The organism is Streptomyces sp. NBC_00203, from assembly GCF_045206325.1.
Taxonomy (GTDB): domain Bacteria; phylum Actinomycetota; class Actinomycetes; order Streptomycetales; family Streptomycetaceae; genus Streptomyces; species Streptomyces lutosisoli.
On sequence record NZ_CP108126.1, the window covers coordinates 2,441,752 to 2,460,749 of the forward strand.

The following is an 18,998-nucleotide window of genomic DNA, read 5'->3' on the forward strand; positions in this document are numbered from 1 at the left end:
AAGGGGCGCGGGGAACTGCGCGACCAGCCACAACGGACCCGCAGTCTCCCAACGACCCTTCTTGCAAGCTCAGTTCATCGTCGAGCCAATAGTCGTGGACCCCGTCGTCAGGAACGAGGTAACCGGCAGCGACCCACCCGACGAACGAACCCCATACGCGGCAGTCGCATCCGTCGACTTGAACGACGGCGTAGAAACCCCACTGTCCCAGTTGTTCGCCGCCGACACCGTGGACGAACCGAGCTTGTCCAACCCTCCCTTGTTGCTCACCGCAAGATTCCGCGCGAGCCGCGCCTTGCCGGTGGCGAAGTAGAACCCCGCCTCGGCATTGGCGTACGCGGTGTTCCGGTTGAGAACGATCGCGCCGGTGTTGGAGTTCTCCGTGAAGCCGTTGAGCGAGTTGTCCCACGCCGCGTTGTTGTTCACGACGTGCGCGACGGCGACACCCCCACCGCCCAGCTTGAACCCGTTGCCGTTGCCCTCGAACGCCGAGTCGCTCCAGCGGTTCTTGCCGTTGCCGAAGGCCCAGGAGTGCTCGATGGTGACGGGCGAGGAGAACTGCCAGAGGTCGAGGCCGTCATCCGAGTTGTTGTAGAGCCGCGCGCCGGTGATCTTGTTGCCGGTGCCGGAGCCGAACTTGATGGCGATGCCGTCGGCGTTCTGGCCGTGGCCCGCCGCGTCGTAGTTGCCGTAACTGTCCAGGTTCTGGACGAGGTTGTTGGTCGTGTCGTCGCCGCGCAGGGTGAAGCCGGAGTCGCCGTTGTTCGCGGTGACCAGGTTCTTGAAAATGCCGCCGACAGACGAGGTGGCGACGAAGCCCTGGGCGGGCGACTTCTGCCAGGTGATGTTCTGGACGGTCCAGTAGTCGCCGTAGATCCCGGCCAGCCAGGAGCCGGCGGCCAGCTTGGACCCGTCGATCTTCACCGTCTCGCTGCCGTACGCGGTGAGCGTGATGCGCGTAGAGCTGGTGCCGTTGGCCGTGGACTTCAGCGTGGACGTCGGGTAGTACGTGCCGCCGCGCACCTGGATGGTCGTACCGGCGGCGGCATTGGCGACGGCCGACTCGAGCTGGGCGGTGGTGGAGACGGTGACCGTGGTGGAGGCGGCCTGTGCCGATCCGTTGTCCGAGAGGCCGAGGTAGACGCCACCCGCCCCCGCGGCGACGGCCACCGCGGCGGCGATCGAAAGCGTGCGGGTCCTGCGGTGGCGTCCGATGCTCTGACGCACGGGGCGTTCCTTTCCTAGGGAAATGGGAGAGCTGCGAAGCGGGCCGGAGGGGCCGCCCCGGCCCGCTTCTGATTCCTGGTCGCCGCCGTGGCTGGAAAGGTTGCCGGGGTTCCTGCGAAAGCGATCGAAATTTTTCGCTTCCTCTCGTCCCGCCCGCACCAATTGACGCAGCGTTTCTCACTGGTGACACTCCGAGGGCACGGCATTCAACACAATCCACCAGACCCCCACAGGATGTGTCATGCGAAGCCGTACCGCCCGCACACTCTTCCTCCCCCTCTTCCCCCTCCTCGCCCTTCTGCTGGGCCTGCTCACGGCACCGCCCAGCCCCGCACTCTCCGGAGCACCGCCCGTGAACCATCAGAAGTACGCCGGCTATCTCTTCGCCTACTTCACCGGCGAGGGCACCGCCGACGGCGAGCAGATCCGCTACGCCCTCAGCCGCGGCAACGACCCCTTGCACTGGCGGGAGTTGAACGCGGGCAGTCCGGTGCTCACCTCCACCATCGGCGAGAAGGGGCTGCGCGATCCGTTTGTGATCCGCTCCCCCGAGGGCGACAAGTTCTACCTCATCGCCACCGATCTGAGGATGTACAAGAACTCCAGCGGCAGTTGGGACTACGTCCAGCGCCACGGCAGCAAGTCCATCATGATCTGGGAGTCCACCGACCTGGTCCACTGGACCGACCAGCGCCTGGTGAAGGTCGCCCCGGACAGCGCGGGCAACACCTGGGCGCCGGAGGCCTATTGGGACGACAGCCTGGGCGAGTACGTCGTCTTCTGGGCGTCCAAGCTGTACGCCGACGACGACCCGGACCACACCGGATCGACGTACAACAAGATGCTGTACGCCACCACGAAGGACTTCCGCACCTTCAGCGAGCCGAAGGTCTGGGACGACCCGGGCTACTCGGTGATCGACTCAACGGTCATCAAGAACAAGGGCAGTTACTACCGCTACACGAAGGACGAGCGCGATCCCACCTCGTCCAGCCCCTGCTCCAAGTTCATCACCGGGGAGAAGTCGGCGTCGCTGACGAACACGAAGTACGACTTCGTCTCGGAGTGCGTCGGCAGCGGCTCGATCGACCGCGGTGAGGGCCCGACGGTCTTCAAGTCCAACACCGAGGACAAGTGGTACCTGTTCATCGACGAGTACGGCGGCCGTGGTTACGTCCCCTTCGAGACGACCGATCTCGACTCGGGGAAGTGGACGATGTCGACGAACTACCAGCTCCCGGCCAGCCCGCGGCACGGCACGGTCATGCCGGTGACACAGGCGGAGTACGACCGGCTGCTCGCCGCGTATCCGGCCACCGGGACGTCGGTGGTGGACGCGGCGGCGCACGGGCAGGAGGGATACGCGGTCGTCACCGAGGCCTCGTCCAAGGTCGTCCTGCCGATGAAGCCCGGCACCGATCTCTCGCGGCTCGCGCCGAAGCTGTGGGTCGGCGCGGGCGCCGAGGTGAGCCCCAAGTCCGGTACGCGCCGCGACTTCCGCAAGCCGCGGACGTACACCGTGACGGCTGCGGACGGGACGAGCCGGACCTGGACGGTCGAGGCGGCGGTGACCCGAAGTCCGGTCCTGCCCGGTCTCAACGCCGACCCGGACATCCAGTACCTGGACGGCCAGTACTGGATCTACCCGACGACGGACGGCTACGCGGGCTGGAGCGGGACGAGTTTCAAGGCGTACTCGTCGAAGGACCTGGTGCACTGGAAGGACCACGGGGTGATCCTGGACCTGGGTCCCGATGTGTCGTGGGCGGACAAGAACGCCTGGGCCCCGGCGATCGCCGAACGGGACGGCAAGTACTACTTCTACTTCTGCGCGGAGCAGCGGATAGGCGTGGCCGTCGCGGACTCCCCCGCCGGCCCCTTCAAGGACGCGCTGGGCGAACCCCTCGTCGCCAAGGGGCAGTTCACGGGCCAGATGATCGACCCGGCGGTCTTCACGGACGACGACGGCCAGTCGTATCTCTACTGGGGCAACGGGCACGGATACGTGGTGCCGCTCAACGACGACATGGTGTCGTTCGACGCGGCGAAAGTGAAGGACATCACCCCGGCGGACTTCCGCGAGGGATCCTTCGTGGTCAAGCGGCAGGGCACGTACTACTTCATGTGGTCCGAGGACGACACCCGCAGCGAGAACTACCACGTCGCCTATGCGACGGGACCGTCCCCGCTCGGTCCGTGGACCAAGCGGGGCACGATCCTGTCCAAGCGCCCGGAGTACGGCATCAAGGGCACCGGTCACCACTCCGTGGTGAACGTCCCCGGTACGGACGACTGGTACATCGTCTACCACCGGTTCGCCCTGAACGGCCCCGGGAAGCCGGGCGGGGACGGCACGCACCGGGAGACCACCATCGACCGCATGGAGTTCGCGGCCGACGGCACGATTCTGCCGGTGGTGCCGACCCTGGAGTCGATCCGCCCCGTACGGACCGAGTCCGAGAATCAGTCCGAGAACCAGTCCGAGAACTAGCTGACGAAGTACGTCGGGTTCGGGAGCTTGTACGTCTTGTCGGCGTAGCCCCCTTCGAGGTCGGAGTACTGGTCGCCGAAGTTGGCGACGATGTCGTACCCGAGGTCGTCCTCGATGTGCTGGCGGGTGCCGGACTTGTACTGCACGGTCGTGCAGGTCCAGGTACCGGCGGTGGCGCAGTCGCTCAGGTACGCCGGCGGATTCGCCGTGTCCTTGAGGAACATGTGGTCGGCGTCGAGGTTGATGTCGACGCCGACCTTCTTGAGGTTCGCGACCGCGGAGACGCGCTGCGACTCCTTCAGGCCCGAGTTGTAGAAGACCTCGACACCCTTGGACTCGGCGTACGCGACGAGTTCGGGGGTGCCGAAGACCGCCGGACGGTCGGCCTGGGCCACGTACGTCGCCCAAGAGGCCGAGTTGTACGTGTAGTTGGTCTTCTTCTCGTAGTCGAGCGACAGCAGCAGCGTGTCGTCGATGTCGAAGACGACCGCGGGGTTCTCGCCCCGGTGGTGCGCCTTGCGCGCCGCCTGGTCGATGGTCTTCTTGGCGGCGGTGTCGATGCGCGCCAGGTCCTTGGCGTACTGGCTGTCCGCGGACGCCTGGTACACACCGTTGCTGTCGAGCGTGGTGCCGTAGTAGGTGTCGATGTCCTTGACCAGGAGCCCGATGTTGTAGGGCTCGTGGGTCGAGTTCGCCGTCGACTGGTCGGCGGTGGCGACGCCGGTGCCGTACAGGGCGGCACCGGCGACGGCACAGGTGGCGGCGATCGCCGCTATTCGCAGTGGCTTATGCATGACAGGTTTCTACGCGCGTCACCCCCTTGAAAGCGAGGCCCGTTGCCTGATCGATACATAGTCCACAGACAACTGGGCCTCACGTCCTCCAAGGGATCAGTTCATCGTGGCGCCGATCGTGCTGCTGCCCGTCGTCAGGAACGTGGTCGCGGGCAAGGAGCCGCCCGACTGGCGGGAGTTGTACGTGGTGCTCGCGTCCGTGGAGACGAAGGACGGCGTCGAGATCCCGGAGTCCCAGTTGTTGCCGGCCGACGTGACCGAGGAGCCCTTGCTGACCAGTCCGCTGCCGTTGCTCACCGCCAGGTTCTTGCCGAGTTTCGCGGAGCTGGTGGCGAAGTAGTAGCCCCACTTGCTGTTGGCGTACGCGGTGGTGCGGTTGATGACGATCGCACCGGTGTTGCTGTTCTCGGTGAAGCCGTTGCCCGCGTTGCCCCAGGCCGCCGAGTTGTTGACGACGTGGGCGACCACCTCGCCGTCGCCGCCCAGCTTGTAGCCGTTGCCGTCGCCCGCGAACGCCGAGTCGGACCAGCGGTTGACGCCGTTGCCGAAGGACCAGGTGTGCTCGATGGTCACGGGGGACGAGAAGGACCAGAAGTCGATGCCGTCGTCCGAGTTGTTGTACAGGCGGGCGCCGGTGATCAGGTTGCCGGTGCCGGAGCCGAACTTCACGGCCACGCCGTCCGCGTTCTCGCCGTGGTTGGCGGAGTCGTAGTTGCCGTACGAGTCGATGTTCTTGACCGTGTTGTTGACGGTGCCATCACCCGTGAGCGTGAAGCCGGAGTCGCCGCCGTTGATGGTCTTGATGTTGCTCCAGTTCGTGCCGGTGCAGGACTGGCAGACGACGGCGCTGTCCGGGGAGTTCTGGAAGGTCATGTTGGAGACGTTCCAGTAGTCGGCGGTCAGCTTGAAGATCCAGTCGCCGGAGGGGAGCGACGAGCCGTCGATCTTCACCGTCTCCGAGCCGTACGCCGTGAGGGTGACCGGGCTGGACGAGGTGCCGTTCGTCGTGGACTGGAGGGTGGCGGTCGGGTAGTACGTGCCGCCGCGCACCTGGATGACGGTGCCTGCGGTGGCGCTGGAGATGGCGCTGGTCAGTTCGGCGGTCGTGTCGACGACGACCGTGGCCGCCTGAGCCTGGGTGGGGAGGACGGCGAGGCCTGCGCCCAGCGCCAGAGCGGCGCCGAGGGTGAGAGCGGTACGACGAGACATGGAGTGCGGTCCTTTCGTCTCTGGGTCGATGGTGGAGGTGCTGGGGATTCAGTGGCGTCCAGCGCCGGAGTGGCGCAGGACGTAGTGCTCGACCGCCGACGGGGACGTGAACTGCCGGTAGTCGTAGGCGTCGGCGGGGTCCCAGCCGACGTCGTCCGTGAGGCCCAGGCCGGTCACCACCGCGTCGAGGCGGGCGGGGGGGCCGTTGAACCAGGAGCCGGTGTCGCGGAAGTGCGTACCTCCGTAGGCCGCGACGGCCCTACGCACAGGGGCTCCAGTCCCCGAGATACGTCTCGCGCGTGTGCACCTCGGCTTCCGCGTCGGCGAGTTGGGGCCGGTTCTCCGGAACGCTGATCAGCGCGCCCGGACCGGTGTTCCGGTACTCCCTGAACCGCATGCTCTGCCAGGGGTAGGCCTCGCGCATGTTGGTGTACGGCGCCACCGCGTCGATGCCGGGTCCCAGCTCCGTCTCGCGCACGACGAGCGAGGGCCAGGCGGTGGTCTCGTACGACGGGACCCACGGCCGGGCGATCTTGTACGCCGCGTCCTCGGCGCCGGAGGTGACCCGGCTGCGGACGGCCAGGAAGCCGTAGGGATTCGCGCGGGCCGTGGCCGGTGCGAAGACCATGCCCTCGGGCTTGAAGGTGACGTCCCGGTCGAGGGTGTGGAAGTGACAGCGCTCGAAGACGGCGGTGGCCCGGCCGAAGACGAAGTCGACGTCGCCCTCGATGTAGCAGTCCCGGTAGTACTGCCGGTCGAAGGCGGTGAGCGCCGTCGTGTCCGCGAACAGCGTGTCCTGGTGGGCCAGCAGCCGCACCCGCGAGAAGGACGAACGGTCACCGGTGATGTACGCGGCGACCGCCTGCGTCCCCGTGATCTCCGGGTGGTCCGCCCGCAGCCAGTCGTTGGCGATCGTCAGCCCGTGCACGGTCAGGCCGGGCGCCGCCGAGGTGAAGGTGGCAGAGCCCGCGGTGCCGTACGTCCCGGAACCGTCGGGCTTCTGCGTCCCGTTGGCGTGATCGAACACAATGACGGCGTCACGCGGGTCACGGGTGGCGCCGCGCAGCGTCAAGTCCACTGCGGTGACAGGGATGTTGACGACTTCGCGATACGTGCCGGGGTGGACGACGATCGTCCAGCCCGGTCCGTCCACCGCGTCCACCGCGGCCTGGACGGAGTCGCCGGGGCGGACGTGCAGGACTCGGCGGTCGTGGGCGAAGGCGGGGGCCGCGCCGAAGCCGGTCAGGGCCCCGGCCGTTCCGGCCACCGCGGCGGTCAGGAAGGCGCGTCGGCGCATCTCAGCACCCCTTCCACGGGGTCCACTCGCCGAGGTACGCCTCGCGGGTCGCCGACTCGGCCTCCTCGTCGGTGAGTTGGGGCCGGTTCTCCAGGACGCTGATCACGGCGCCCGGACCGGAGTTGCGGTACTCGGCGAAGCGCTGGCTCTGCCACGGGTAGGTGGCCGACATGTTGGTGTAGGGCGCGACCGCGTCGATCCCGGCGTCCAGGCGGGTGTCGCGGACGGTCAGCATCGGCCGGGCGGTGGTGTCCGAGCCCGGCACCCAGGGGCGGGCCAGCTTGTAGTACGCGTCCGGGGCCTCGCTGGTGACACGGCTCCGGGTGACCAGGTAGCCGCGCGGGTTGGCGACCGCGGTGGACGGCGCGAAGACGAAGCCGTACGGAGCGGCGGCCAGGTCCGTGCGGGCCAGGGTGTGGAAGTGGCAGTGCTCGAACACCGCCGTCGCCCGGCCGAAGACGAAGTCGACGTCGCCCTCGATGTAGCAGTCCCGGTAGTACTGGCGGGCGAAGGTGCCGAGCGCGATCGAGTCGGCGTACAGCGTGTCCTGATGGCCCAGGAAGCGGCAGTGCTCGAAGGCCGAGCGGTCGCCCTGCACCTTGATGGCGACGGCCTGGGTGCCGGTGATCTCGGGGTGGTCGGCGCGCAGCCAGTCGTTGGCGAAGGTGATCCAGCGGGCGGTGAAGCCGTCGGTGCGCACGGTGGTGGTGGCCGACCCCGTGGTGCCGTAGGTGCCCGAACCGTCGGGCTTCTGCTTGCCGTTGGCGTTGTCGTACACGACGACGACATCGCGCGGATCCTCGGAGGCGCCGATCCAGGTCATCTCGGTGCCCGCGACGCCGGGCAGGCCGGTCGCCGGGTCGGTCACGCCGACGGAGACCGTCTCGCGGTACACGCCGGCCGCGATGACCAGCGTGTATCCGGCACCGGTCGCGGCGGTCACGGCGGCCTGGACGGTGGTGTGGTCGCCGAGCCCGTCGGGATGGACGTACAGCGTCCGCTCGGTGAGGCGCGCGGACGGCGAACCGTAACGCCCGAAGGGCGAACGGCCTCCGGCGCTCGCGGGGGTCGTGGTGAGGCCGAGCGCGAGGGCGGCCCCTGCGCTAGCGACGAGGAAGGTTCTGCGGCTCGGGGAAGTGGCGCGGCTTGGGGAGGTGGGGCGGGAGAGCATGGCGATGCTCCTTCGCTGTGCGGCTCAGTCGAGGAGGTGGTCAAGGAGGGGGAAGACGGGAGCGCCCGCCCCTGGGTGGGGGCCGGAACGGAACGCGCCCGGAGGGGGCCGGAGCGGCGCGCCCCCGGATGAGGGGGCGGTGCGGAGCCGCTCCGGCCGGATCGGGAGGCGGGTCAGCAGATCTTTCCGGCGCCGGCGCCGTGGTCGACGATCCGCGGGACGGCCTTCGGCGGGTCGACCTTCGTCCGCAGGGTGGGCGTCCATCCGGCGCCGGACTGGAGCGTCTCGGCCGGGATCTCCGCGTTGTGCACGGCGATCAGGTCGGTGGCCGTGCCGTTGACGTAGTTGTCGTCGGCGGTGAGCGGCGCCTCCTTCCACTTCTTCAGGACCTTCGCAGCGCTGATCCCGTCCGGCAGCGTGAACGCGTTGTGCTCGGCGACGAGTTGGGACTCCATGCCGATGCCGAAGCTGTAGGAGTACGTGGAGTCGGCCACGAAGTGGTTGTTGTACGAGTCCACTTGGCCGAAGCGGACGCGCGGCGCGCGCTCGACCAGGCCGGTGAACAGGTTGTGGTGGAAGGTGACCTTCAGGTGCCCCCGGTCGACGGCGGCGGTCGACGCGCTGTCGCTGTTGCCGATCAGGATCGTCTTGTCGTGGTCGGCGAAGACGTTCCAGGAGGCGGTCACGTAGTCGGCGCCCTTGACGATGTCGAGCTCGCCGTCGTGCTGCTCGAAGATCCGGCCGTAGTACGTCGGCAGGGTGCTGTCCGGGTGGTCCCCGTCGGTGAACGTGTTGTGGTCGAGCCAGATGTGCGTGGCGCCGTACACCACCGCGCTGTCGTACTCGGAGTTCCAGTTCCCGGTGTCGCCGTCGGTCGGGTCCCACTGCGGGAAGCAGTCGAGGGGGCTCTCGAAGGCGAGGTTGCGGATGATGACATTGTCGACGGCCTTGATCTGCAGGCTCGCGCCCTTGAAGCCCGCGTCCTCGCCGATGCCGACGATGGTGGTGTTGGCGGGGACGAACGCCTTGATGGCGGCGTCCTGGTTGGCGGCGGAGGTGCGGCGCAGGCCCTCGGGGCTGTCGGCCGGTTCGGCGTCCAGGTTGGTGTCGTACCCCCAGTTCTCCGGCGAGTACTTGTCCAGGTAGGCGGCGAAGTCGTAGCCGTCGGCGGCGAAGGAGTCGCAGCCCTCGGCGTTGGCGTCGATCGTGCCCTTGACCTTGATGATCTTCGGTGCGGTGCCGCCGTCCGCCAGGGCGGCCTTGAACTCGGCCCAGCTGGTGACGGTGTAGACGTGCGCTGCGTCGGCGGCCGCACCTCCCGTGGTCCCGGTGCCGTCGGAGGCCCAGCCGTCACCGGCGGCGAGGGTCTGGCGGCCGAGGTCGCGGGGCTGGGCCTGGGCGGAGGTGCCGGTGACGGTGAGGACGAGGGCGGTGCAGCCGATCAGCGCGGCCACCCTTGCTGTGACATGCCCATGCCATCTCTGTGTGTTCATGGTGCGGCTCTCTCTTTCCATCGGGTCAGGGGGTCAGGGGGTCACGCGGTGGGCCAGGTGATCCACGACTCGGGGATCACCTCGTCGAGCCGGCGCACGTCCCGGGGCGTCAGCACCCGGCGGTGCAGCAGCTCGGCCGCGACGAGACGGGCCACGGCGATCGCACCGGGCGGGTTGAAGTGCGTGTTGTCCTGCTCGGTCTCGGTCCAGTTGAAGTACTTCTTCGTCTCCTCGACACCGAGCTTCTGCCACAGGGCGAGCGACAGGGCCTGGATGTCGAGCAGCGCGACATGCTCGTCCTCGGCGAGCGCCCGCATCGACGCCGGGTAGTCGCCATGGGTCGGCAGCGCGTTGCCGTCCGCGTCGAACTTCCTGCGCTCGACGGAGGTGGCGAGCACCGGCCGCGCGCCACGGGCCCGCGCCCCGTCGACGTACTGACGCAGGTAGTCCTGGTACGTCGTCCACGGCTCCGTATAGCGGGTCGGGTCCGCGCTCTTCTCGTCGTTGTGCCCGAACTGGATGAGCAGGAAGTCGCCGGGCCGGATCGCTTCGAGGATGACGTCGAGACGCCCCTCATCGACAAAACTCTTCGAACTCCGCCCGTTCACCGCGTGGTTGGCGACCTCCAGCCCCTCACGAAGGAAGAACGGGAACGCCATCCCCCACCCGGTCTCGGGCGCGGCGTCGGCATACTTCTGAGCGGCGGTGGAGTCACCGGCGATGTAGAGGGTGCGCACGCGTCGGGCTCCCTTGGGTGCAGCGGTCGCAGGGGCCGTCGCGGCGACGGCGAGGGGAACGGCGGCGAGGGCTGCGCTGGTGACCTGTCTGCGGGTGAGGGACACGGGGGGTGCCTTTCAACCAGGGGGTGAGGAGGGCTTTTCAGGGGCGCGGGGAACTGCGCGACCAGCCACGGCCGGTCCGGAGACGCGATACAACCCAGCACCCCCGAACCGACCGCGCACAGAAAACGAGCCGGACTAGTGATTCGCCTTCCAGTCCGCCTGCGCCTTGTTCAGCTGGTCGGCCAACGTGTTCAGGAAGTCCTTCGCCGACATCTTCCCGAGCAGCACCTTCTGGAAGTTCGGCTCGTTGTCGGTCTTCGAGATCGTGTTCCAGTCCGGCAGGTAGTACGGCAACTGCACGATCTTCGTCGTGGAACCATTCAACGCCTCGGCCGCCAGCTTCGTCGGCTCAGACGCCTGCACCCACGCGTCCTGCGCCGCCTCCGTGTTCGCCGGAACCTGCGCCGCCGACTCGTTCCACTTGCTGTTGGCCTCGTGGGACGCGGCGAACTCGATGAACTTCCAGGCCGCCGACTTGTTCTTGCTGGACTTGAACAGCCCGAGCCCGTCCACGGGGTTGGAGATCTGCACCCGCGTGCCGTCGTCCAGCGTCGGGTTCGGGATGCCCTTGAACTTGCCGCTCAGCGCCTTCTCGTGGTCCGCGTAGGAGCCGAGGTTGTGGCTCAGCATCCCGATCGTGCCGGAGTCCCACTGCGCGACCATCTTGGTGAAGTCGTTGTTGACGTCGGCGGACGGGGTGTCCTTCTTGTACAGCGCGACGTACTTCTCCAGCGCGGTCACGTTCTTCGCGTCGTTGACCGTGGTCTTGTCGCCGTTCCAGAACTCGGTGATGCCGCTCTGCCCGTACGTGGCGTCCAGGGCCTGCGCGATCGAGCCCTCGCCGCCGCGGATGGTGTAACCGAACTTGTTCTTGCCCGAGTTGGTGAGCTTGTCGGCAGCCGCGTAGAACTTGGTCCATGTGGTCGGCGCGTCCAGGCCCGCCGCCGTGAACAGGTCGGTCCGGTACCAGAGCGTGCCGTTGTTGGCGGAGGTCGGCACGGTGTACGTCTTGCCGTCGCCGCCGGCGGCCTTGACGCTGGCCAGGAAGTTCGCGCTGAGCTTGCCGTTCAGCGAGCTCTTCGTGAGCCGGCTGTCGAGCGGTTCGAGGGCGCCCTGCGCGGCGACCTCGGCGAGCATCGCGGTGCCCACCCCGCCGACGTCCGGCAGGCCGCCGCCCTGGATGGCGGTGTCGTACTTGGACTGGACGCTCGCGGCGGGCACTCCGACGTAGTTGACCTTGATGTCCGGGTACTTCTTCTCGAAGTCCTTGATGATCTCCTTCCAGACGTCGGTACGGACACCGCCGTTGTTGTCCCAGAAGGTGATCTCGCCCTTGCCGGAGCCCTCGTTGCCCTTGTCCCCGGCCGAGCCACTGCCGTCGTCGCCGCAGGCGGTGGCGGTGAGCGCGAGCACGGAGCCCAGGGCGACGGCCATGGCGGCACGCCTGGTTCTACGGATGCTGATCTTCATTGGTCGGCTCTCTTCTTCTGGATCCAGCGGGGTTGTGGTGGTGCTGCGGTGATACGAGGTACTGCGGGGGTGTTGTGGTGGTGCGGGGGTGCTGTGGGGTCTTGTCAGCGGTGCTGGGCTTGCGGCGCCCAACCGTCCGTGCCCGCGAGGTAGTTGGCGACCGTGTAGCCGGCCGCGTCGGCGTCGCTCAGCTGCGGCCGGTCGTCGGTGACGGTGGCGCCGGGTCCGTACGTCCGGTACTCGGCGAACCGCGCGTCCTTCCACGAGAAGCCGCTCATGTCGGTCCACGGCGAGGCCTTCACCGCGGCCGGCAGCTCGGTGTCGCGGAACAACACCTGGGCGACCGCGTCGGGTTCGCCGCCCGGGTGCCAGGGCCTGCCGAGGTGGAAGGACCCGGCGGGCGCGTCGCTCACGACCCTCGACCTGGTGATCAGGAACCCGTACGGGTTGTCCTTCCAGGTCGAAGCGGCCGTGAGATAGCCGTTGTTGGTGGTGGAGCCACGGCTGAGCGCGCGGATGACCGATCGCTCGATCACGGTCGTCGCGCGTCCGTAGAGGAAGTCGACATCGCCCTCGATGTACGAGTCGCGGATGTAGACCCGGCTGATGAGGTTCAGCTTGGGGCTGTCGGTCATCAGGGTGTCCTGGTTGCCCAGGAAGGCCGTGTTCTCGAAGACGATGCGGTCGCCCGTCGTCTTCATCGCCAGGGCCTGCTCGCCGCTGTACTCGTACGCGGCCTCGTCGAAGTCGTTGCTGAAGGTGAGGTCGCGCGCGGTGACGTCGTTCGCGGCGATCCGCACGGTGGCGCTTCCGGTCGAGCCGCCGAACTGTGCGGGGGTGTCGTAGACGATGACGGTGTCGGAGCGATCTTGTCCAGTCCCCTGGAGCACCAAGTTCGGCTTGGTCGCGGGAATGTAGACCTTCGCGCGGTACGTTCCGGGCGCGATCGCGATGGTCACGGGGCTGCCGTTGCCGTCGGGCACGGCGTCCACGGCGGCCTGGACGGTCGGGTAGTCGGCAGGCACGTTCAGCACGGTGCCGATCCGCGCTTGCGGACCTGAGAACTTGGCGACCAGCGAGGGAACGGCGGCCGCCGGGTCCAGCCGGTAGGCGTAGAAGTCGTGCGGGTCGAAGGCCGTGCCCCACGCGTCGTGCCGCCCGGTGGTGTTCTTCAGAATGGACCCGCGCTGCACCAACTCGGCGGTGGCGTCGGCCTGATAGGGGTGCTGGACCCCGTCGTAGTAGCTGTTCTCGATGACCATCTTGGTCTGCCCGCGCGACCAGTTGCCGTACGTCCAGACCGGGTCGCCGTCCGCCACCTGCGCCGACAGATAGTTGTTGTAGAGGTGCGCGTAGGCGCAGTTGTCGGCGGACGGATTGCGTTGTTTCGTTCCGTTGAACCAGTTGTGGTCGATGGTGATCTGCGTCTTGACGTTGGCGGTCCAGCCGATGCCGAACGCCTTGTTGTGGTTCGTGAACTGGTTGTAGGAGACGGTGATGTACTGGCTGTCCTTGCGGATGTCGAGCAGCCCGTCGCCCATGTGTGTGAACCGGTTGTGGTCGATCCAGACGTGGTCGACGGTGTCCATCTGGATGGCGTCGAAGTCCTGCGTCTTACCGTCCCAGTCGCCCTCGACGTAGGAATCGCGGATCGTCAGATTGCGAATGATCACGTTGTGCGTACCGGGGTTGAGGTGCAGCTCCCCGTGGACGATCTCGCCGGTGTCACCGACGCCGATGATCGTCTTGTTCGAGGCCACGACGATGTCGGAACCGAAGGGCTCGACGGCGACGGCTCCCGAGACCCGGATGACGTACGGCTCCTCGGCGGCCGCGTACTTCGCGAGCGAGGCCTGGTCGTTGACCGTGACGACCTTGCCGCCCGCGCCACCGGTGGTGCCGCCGTCGAGGGAAGCGAATCCGTGCGGCTGATCGCTCCAACGGTCCATCGCCGAAGGTGCTTTCGGTGCGGCTGCCGAAAGTGCTTTCGACGGGGCATCGACGGCCTTCGCCTGGCCGACAGCCCCCAGAGTCAGGGCTGCCACCAGTCCCACGACGGCGGCCAGGGTTCTCCCCAGGCCTGGACCTGGCAAGCGCTTGCTATGGAGGTGCGTCATTGCGGCTCCCAACAGGCGTACGGATGGCAGGAATCGACCCTCAGGGGGTCGCGGTGATGCGGAAGTGCGTGAACGAGGCCGCGCCGGCGTGTCCCCCGCCGACGGGTGCGAGCGCGAAGAGCCCGAGCAGGGCGCCGACCCAGCGCCAGGGGGTGGCGGCGAAGACCTGGCCGGAAGGCTGCCGGCCGTCACCGACGTCGTACGAGAAGCGGCAGCGCGCCCCGGCGCCGATCTCGATCCACAGCCGGGCCCGCCCCTCGGGCGCCGCCGGCGAATGCGCGGCGTCGCGCTCCCGGTCGGCGACCGACTCGGCGAACCGGTGCACCAGCCGCACCGATCCGTCGTGTTCCCGCTGGAGCCCGATCCAGCTGAACGCGTCCCCGAGCACCGCGAGCCCGGCCCGCGCCCCCGGCTCCTCGCTGTCGAGCCGCAGCTCGACCTCTACGGTGGCGGAGATACCGGGCAGCCGCTGCGTGAGCACGTTCGGGAGCTTGCGCAGATCGTGCGCGTCGACCGTCCGTACGCAGCTCAGCCGCAGCCCGTCCCCTGAGTGCTGTGTGGCCCAGCCGTCCTGCGGATTGGCGGTCCACTGCCACTGGCGCCCATAGCGGCCGCCGGGGAAGTCGTCGTCCGTGGCGGGCGCGGACGCCGGCTGGGGCGGCAGATCCGGCTTCTTGTGTACGGCGACGGGGGCGCCCTCGTCGCCGAGGACCGGCCAGCCGTCCGTGCCCCAGCGCATCGGCTGGAGGTGGACGACCCGCCCGTACGGGCCACGCTGCTGGAAGTGCGCGAACCAGTCCTCGCCGGCCGCCGTGCGCACCCAGCCGCCCTGGTGCGGGCCGTTGACCTCGGTGTCGCCCTGCTCCAGGACGATCCGCTCCTCGTACGGCCCGAAGAAGCCGCGTGAGCGGAAGGCGCCCTGCCAGCCGGACTCCACTCCCCCGGCGGGCGCGAAGATCCAGAACCAGCCGTCGTGCCGGTAGGCCTTGGGCCCTTCCAGGGTGAACCAGCCGGGGATCAGGTCGGCGTCGACGATCACCTTGCCCTCGTCGAGCAGTCCGGTGCCGTCGGGGCGCATCCGGTGGCCGGTGAGCCGGTTCTTCACGCCCGCGCGGGACTTGGCCCAGGCGTGCACGAGATACGCCTCGCCGGTCTCCTCGTCCCACAGCGGGCAGGCGTCGATGAGCCCTTTGCCCTCCTTGACCAGGTGCGGACGGGTCCAAGGGCCTCTGATCTCCGGGGCGTTGACCTGGAAGATCCCGTGGTCGGGGTCGCCCCAGAAGATCCAGAACCGGTCGTCGTGATGACGCAGGGACGGCGCCCACACCCCGCAGTCGTGCCGGGGCTTCCTGAAGTCGCTCGCGGGTTCGAGGAGTTGGAGGGCGTGTCCGACGAGCGTCCAGTTGACCAGGTCACGGGAGTGCAGCAGCGGCAGGCCCGGGGCGCGGCCGAAGCTGGAGGCGGTGAGGTAGAAGTCGTCGCCGACACGGAGCAGGTCGGGGTCGGACCAGTCGGCGTCGAGGACGGGGTTGCGGTAGGTGCCGTCGCCCAGGTCGGCGGAGGTCAGGGCCATCACGGGCTCACCGCCTTCCGCACCAGCGCGGCGGCCTCGGCCCGGTCGAGGGCGCCGTCCGCGACGACGGTGACGACCCGCCGTACGACCGTCTCCCCGGCCGCGACCGGCAGCCGTGCCTCGTGTGCGAGCGACGAGCCGACCCCCGGGTACTCGGTGGTTCGCACGAACCAGGGGTCGCGGCGGGTCGCATCGGTGGCCCCGGCGAAGACGAGCGTCCAGGTGGCGCCGGAGAGGGCGAGCCAGTCGGCGCGGGTGCCGTGGATCGCCTCCTCGCCCTCGGTGCCGGCGGTGAAGATGCGCGGCGCCTCGGCCTCTTTGCGGGCACGCCAGAAGAAGCCGCCGTAGGCCGCGCCGGGCCGCCCGTTGGTGGCGGGGCTACCGATGGTCAGCTCGTGATCGGTCGTGTTGGTGAGCGAGAACGTGAAGTCCAACGCCCATGCGGTTTCGGTGAGTTCGGCCGCCGCGACCGTACGGCGCTCGCGCAGCAGCTCGCCGCCCGCGGCCACCCAGCGCAGCTCCTCCACGAAGCCGTCGGGGTCGCGCAGCTGGAAGGCGGCGTGCCGCTGGGCGCCGTGGTTGTCGAGCTCGGTTGGCCCCTGGTCGCGTACATAGGTGCGCCCGCCCCAGAAGTTGTGCCCCTCGACGTCGGGAACGGCGACACCGACGCCGAGGTGGTGTGCGTGGTCGGCGGGGCTGAGCTCGGTGACAGCCGTACCGGCCAGGGTGGTGACGGGGTGCAGATACGGACGCGGGGAGAGCTTGGGCGGCAGGGCGGGCCGGGTGATGTACCGGGCGACGGGGCGGCCCGCGATACGCAGGACGAGTGACTCGTTGTTCATCGGACACTCACCTCGTTCAAGGCCGCCCAGGGGGCGCCCAGTTCGGAGTAGAGGGCGAGGGTGTCGGCGGCGGCCGCGACGAGTCCGTCGATGCCCCGGACGACCCGGCGGTTCTCGCCGGGCAGCAGCTCCCAGGCGTGGTCGGGCAGCGCGACGGGGTCGGGCGCCCGGCGGATCGCTTCGACCACCTTCATGAAGGCGCCCGTCGACTCGGGCGTGACCAGCAGTTCGGCGCCGGCCGTCAGATGGGCGACCAGGTTCTCCAGCAGGTCGGTGCGGCCGTACTCGATCTCCTCCGGGCCCCGCCCGGACCGCTGTACGAGCACGCGGTCCTGCTTGTACCAGAAGGTGATCCGCCCCTGGGCGCCGTGCACGAGGACGTACGGCTCGTCGGGCCGTTCGGCGCAGAGCGTCGCGGCGACGGTGATACGGCTCTTCGCGGTGACGACGCGCACGCACGAGGTGTCGTCGGACTCGATGTCGTTGGCGCGCAGCAGCTCGGTCTCGATCCCGGGGATGTCCTCCGCGCGGGTGGAGCCGTCCAGCGCGAGGGCCGTGGCGACGGCGTGCGCGAGGGGGTTCGTCAACACCCCGTCGACCACGTCCACGCCGTTCATGCGGCGCTTGCCCGCCCACGGCGCGCGCCGGTAGTACGCCTCGTCGCGTGCCCAGGCTCCGGCCCCGCCGATACCGATCACCTTGCCGAGCGCGCCCTGGGCGATCAGCTCGCGGATCGCGGGCACCGCGTGCGAGCCGAGCGACTGGAAGCCGATCTGGCAGACCACTCCGGCCGCGGCGACACCGTCCGCCATCCTGCGGAACTCCGCGTAGGACGGCGCGGGCGGCTTCTCCAGCAGCAGGTGTACGCCCTTCCGCGCGGCGATCAGCGCCAGGTCGGTGTGGGTGGGGATGGGCGTGCAGATCACCGCGATCGCGGCGCCGGTGGAGTCCAGGAGGGCGCCGAAGTCGGCGGACTGCTCCGGAAGTTGGCCCTGGAAGTCCTCCTTGAGCTCCTCCTCGCTGAGCGGGTTCAGCTCGCAGATGCCGACGAGTCGTACGAGACCCTTCTCCTGGAGACGGCCGATGTTCCGCAGATGCCAGCGGCCGTGACCGCGGGCGCCCGCGAGGACGACCGGCAGCGGGGTTTCCTTCGCGTGGGGCGTGCTCATCGGACCCTCCCCGCACCCGCGCCGCGCTGCACATCGCGGTCGGCCTGCCGGGCGCTGTCGATCGTCCCGTGCAGCGTGGGCGTCCAGCCGACGTCGGCGGTCAGGTCGCGCTCGCTGCCGGAGTTGTAGGCGTTGTAGATGGCCAGCAGGTCGACGGGGAAGCCGTTGAAGAGCGTCCCGGTCTGGTGCAGGGCCGTGCCGTTCCAGCTCTTCACGAGGTCGGCGACCTCGACATGGCCGGGCGTGGTGAAGGCGTTGTTCTCGGCGTAGACCGCCGACTCGGTGGAGACGCCCAGCGAGTAGCGGTACTCGGAGCCGGCGGGCACCACGTACCGGTTGTCGTAGACGTGCACCTGGCCGAAGCGGACGCGCGGCGCGCGCTGGACGACACCCTCGAACTCGTTGTGGTGCAGGGTGACGCGGAGTCTGCCGCGGTCCCCGGTCGCCGCGTCGCTGTTGCCGATGAGCATCGCCTTGTCGTGGTCGGCGAACCGGCTCCAGGAGACGGTGACCAGGTCGGAACCGGTGGTGATGTCCAACAGGCCGTCGTGACGAAGGTAGTTGCGGCCGAAGTAGGTGGGTTCGCCGGCGTCGGGGTGGCCCTTGTCGCTCGCGGTGATGTGGTCGACCCACACATGGGTGGCGCCGCTCAGCCAGAGGGTGTCGTACGACGTCTTCCAGTCGCCGAGGCCACCGGTGTTGGGCTGCCAGACGGGGAAGCAGTCGTAGGCGTCGCGGAGTTCGAGGTTGCGGACGATGACGTTGTCCGCGTTCTTGACCTGGAGGCTGGCGCCCTTCAGCACGGCACCGGAGCCGAGGCCGACGATGGTGGTGTTGGAGCCGACGAGGAGTTCGACGCGCGCGGCCTGCCGGGCGGCGGACGCCTGGCGGGCTTCCTCCTGCGCACCGCTGGGCTTGGCCGAGCCCCAGGTGCGGGGGTCGTACGCGGCCAGGTACTCCTTCAGGGCGTACCCGTCGCTCGCGTAGTCGTCGCAGTCCAGGTGATGGCCGTCGTCGTCGGTGTTGGCGTCGATCGTCCCCGCGATCTTGATGATCTTCGGGGTGGCGCTGCCGCCGTCGAGGGCGCGGACCAGCTCGGCACGGCTGCGTACGGTGAAGACATGGGCGTCGTCGGCCGCCGCGCCACCGGTGGTGCCGCCCTCCGCCGCCGCCCAGCCGTCGTCCGCGGCCAGGGTGTCTCGGCTGATGTCCCGGGCGTCGGCGCCGGCCGGAGTGCTGAGGACCACTCCCAACAGGCCGACCACGGCGACCACTTGAAGAAGGCGTCTCATCCGCCGTGGGT

At 68.8% G+C, this 18,998-nt stretch carries 15 protein-coding genes; 1 reads left to right on the forward strand and 14 read right to left on the reverse strand.

What is annotated here, in order from left to right; translation table 11 throughout:
* Window positions 1-69 precede the first annotated feature (69 nt).
* A complete protein-coding gene (locus OG975_RS11270) occupies window positions 70-1,227 on the reverse strand; it encodes a right-handed parallel beta-helix repeat-containing protein (protein ID WP_406328984.1) in 1,158 nt (385 codons plus the stop codon).
* 241 nt (window positions 1,228-1,468) lie between these two features.
* Between OG975_RS11270 and OG975_RS11275 the strand changes: the two genes are divergently transcribed.
* A complete protein-coding gene (locus OG975_RS11275) occupies window positions 1,469-3,718 on the forward strand; it encodes a family 43 glycosylhydrolase (protein WP_406328985.1) in 2,250 nt (749 codons plus the stop codon).
* Here the strand turns inward: OG975_RS11275 and OG975_RS11280 are convergent.
* From OG975_RS11280 to OG975_RS11340, 13 genes are all read right to left on the reverse strand, one after another.
* Complete coding sequence (locus OG975_RS11280) at window positions 3,715-4,512, reverse strand: HAD family acid phosphatase (RefSeq protein ID WP_406328986.1); 798 nt, start codon at window positions 4,510-4,512, stop codon at window positions 3,715-3,717. The genes OG975_RS11275 and OG975_RS11280 overlap by 4 nt on opposite strands.
* A gap of 96 nt (window positions 4,513-4,608) precedes the next feature.
* Complete coding sequence (locus OG975_RS11285; RefSeq protein WP_327427774.1) at window positions 4,609-5,721, reverse strand: right-handed parallel beta-helix repeat-containing protein; 1,113 nt, start codon at window positions 5,719-5,721, stop codon at window positions 4,609-4,611.
* 48 nt (window positions 5,722-5,769) lie between these two features.
* Entirely contained in the window at window positions 5,770-5,988 is a 219-nt protein-coding gene (locus OG975_RS11290) for a hypothetical protein (protein WP_406328987.1), read from the reverse strand.
* Complete coding sequence (locus OG975_RS11295) at window positions 5,981-7,018, reverse strand: pectinesterase family protein (RefSeq protein WP_406328988.1); 1,038 nt, start codon at window positions 7,016-7,018, stop codon at window positions 5,981-5,983. Before OG975_RS11295 ends, OG975_RS11290 begins: the two co-directional genes overlap by 8 nt.
* A 1-nt stretch (window position 7,019) precedes the next feature.
* On the reverse strand, window positions 7,020-8,189 hold the full coding sequence (locus tag OG975_RS11300; protein WP_406328989.1) for a pectinesterase family protein: 1,170 nt from the start codon (window positions 8,187-8,189) through the stop codon (window positions 7,020-7,022).
* A 173-nt stretch (window positions 8,190-8,362) separates the two neighbouring features.
* Window positions 8,363-9,682: a polysaccharide lyase family 1 protein gene (locus OG975_RS11305; RefSeq protein WP_406328990.1), complete on the reverse strand. Its 1,320-nt coding sequence runs from the start codon at window positions 9,680-9,682 to the stop codon at window positions 8,363-8,365.
* Window positions 9,683-9,723: 41 nt separating this feature from the next.
* The gene (locus OG975_RS11310; RefSeq protein ID WP_406328991.1) at window positions 9,724-10,524 is read right to left on the reverse strand and encodes a rhamnogalacturonan acetylesterase; all 801 of its coding nucleotides are present in this window, start codon (window positions 10,522-10,524) and stop codon (window positions 9,724-9,726) included.
* Between the two features lie 135 nt (window positions 10,525-10,659).
* Window positions 10,660-11,994, reverse strand: a complete 1,335-nt coding sequence (locus OG975_RS11315; RefSeq protein ID WP_406328992.1) for an ABC transporter substrate-binding protein — start codon at window positions 11,992-11,994, stop codon at window positions 10,660-10,662.
* 104 nt (window positions 11,995-12,098) lie between these two features.
* Window positions 12,099-14,111 (reverse strand): pectinesterase family protein, encoded by a 2,013-nt coding sequence (locus OG975_RS11320; protein WP_406328993.1) that lies wholly within the window; start codon window positions 14,109-14,111, stop codon window positions 12,099-12,101.
* Window positions 14,112-14,151: 40 nt separating this feature from the next.
* On the reverse strand, window positions 14,152-15,684 hold the full coding sequence (locus OG975_RS11325; RefSeq protein ID WP_406328994.1) for a family 43 glycosylhydrolase: 1,533 nt from the start codon (window positions 15,682-15,684) through the stop codon (window positions 14,152-14,154).
* Window positions 15,684-16,526 carry a PmoA family protein gene (locus OG975_RS11330; RefSeq protein ID WP_406328995.1) on the reverse strand — a complete coding sequence of 281 codons (843 nt, stop codon included), beginning with the start codon at window positions 16,524-16,526 and terminating at the stop codon, window positions 15,684-15,686. The genes OG975_RS11325 and OG975_RS11330 overlap by 1 nt, the downstream gene beginning before the upstream one ends.
* On the reverse strand, window positions 16,523-17,695 hold the full coding sequence (locus OG975_RS11335) for a Gfo/Idh/MocA family protein (protein WP_406328996.1): 1,173 nt from the start codon (window positions 17,693-17,695) through the stop codon (window positions 16,523-16,525). The genes OG975_RS11330 and OG975_RS11335 overlap by 4 nt, the downstream gene beginning before the upstream one ends.
* Entirely contained in the window at window positions 17,692-18,987 is a 1,296-nt protein-coding gene (locus tag OG975_RS11340; protein ID WP_406328997.1) for a polysaccharide lyase family 1 protein, read from the reverse strand. The genes OG975_RS11335 and OG975_RS11340 overlap by 4 nt, the downstream gene beginning before the upstream one ends.
* Between the last annotated feature and the right edge of the window lie 11 nt (window positions 18,988-18,998).

What these genes read in the sequence shown, in the direction of transcription:
- OG975_RS11275 (WP_406328985.1), top strand. Translation starts at nt 1,469, where the DNA reads ATGCGAAGCCGTACCGCCCGCACACTCTTCCTCCCCCTCTTCCCCCTC.
- OG975_RS11280 (WP_406328986.1), bottom strand. Translation starts at nt 4,512, where the DNA reads ATGCATAAGCCACTGCGAATAGCGGCGATCGCCGCCACCTGTGCCGTC.
- OG975_RS11285 (WP_327427774.1), bottom strand. Translation starts at nt 5,721, where the DNA reads ATGTCTCGTCGTACCGCTCTCACCCTCGGCGCCGCTCTGGCGCTGGGC.
- OG975_RS11295 (WP_406328988.1), bottom strand. Translation starts at nt 7,018, where the DNA reads ATGCGCCGACGCGCCTTCCTGACCGCCGCGGTGGCCGGAACGGCCGGG.
- OG975_RS11300 (WP_406328989.1), bottom strand. Translation starts at nt 8,189, where the DNA reads ATGCTCTCCCGCCCCACCTCCCCAAGCCGCGCCACTTCCCCGAGCCGC.
- OG975_RS11305 (WP_406328990.1), bottom strand. Translation starts at nt 9,682, where the DNA reads ATGAACACACAGAGATGGCATGGGCATGTCACAGCAAGGGTGGCCGCG.
- OG975_RS11315 (WP_406328992.1), bottom strand. Translation starts at nt 11,994, where the DNA reads ATGAAGATCAGCATCCGTAGAACCAGGCGTGCCGCCATGGCCGTCGCC.
- OG975_RS11320 (WP_406328993.1), bottom strand. Translation starts at nt 14,111, where the DNA reads ATGACGCACCTCCATAGCAAGCGCTTGCCAGGTCCAGGCCTGGGGAGA.
- OG975_RS11325 (WP_406328994.1), bottom strand. Translation starts at nt 15,684, where the DNA reads ATGGCCCTGACCTCCGCCGACCTGGGCGACGGCACCTACCGCAACCCC.
- OG975_RS11330 (WP_406328995.1), bottom strand. Translation starts at nt 16,526, where the DNA reads ATGAACAACGAGTCACTCGTCCTGCGTATCGCGGGCCGCCCCGTCGCC.
- OG975_RS11335 (WP_406328996.1), bottom strand. Translation starts at nt 17,695, where the DNA reads ATGAGCACGCCCCACGCGAAGGAAACCCCGCTGCCGGTCGTCCTCGCG.
- OG975_RS11340 (WP_406328997.1), bottom strand. Translation starts at nt 18,987, where the DNA reads ATGAGACGCCTTCTTCAAGTGGTCGCCGTGGTCGGCCTGTTGGGAGTG.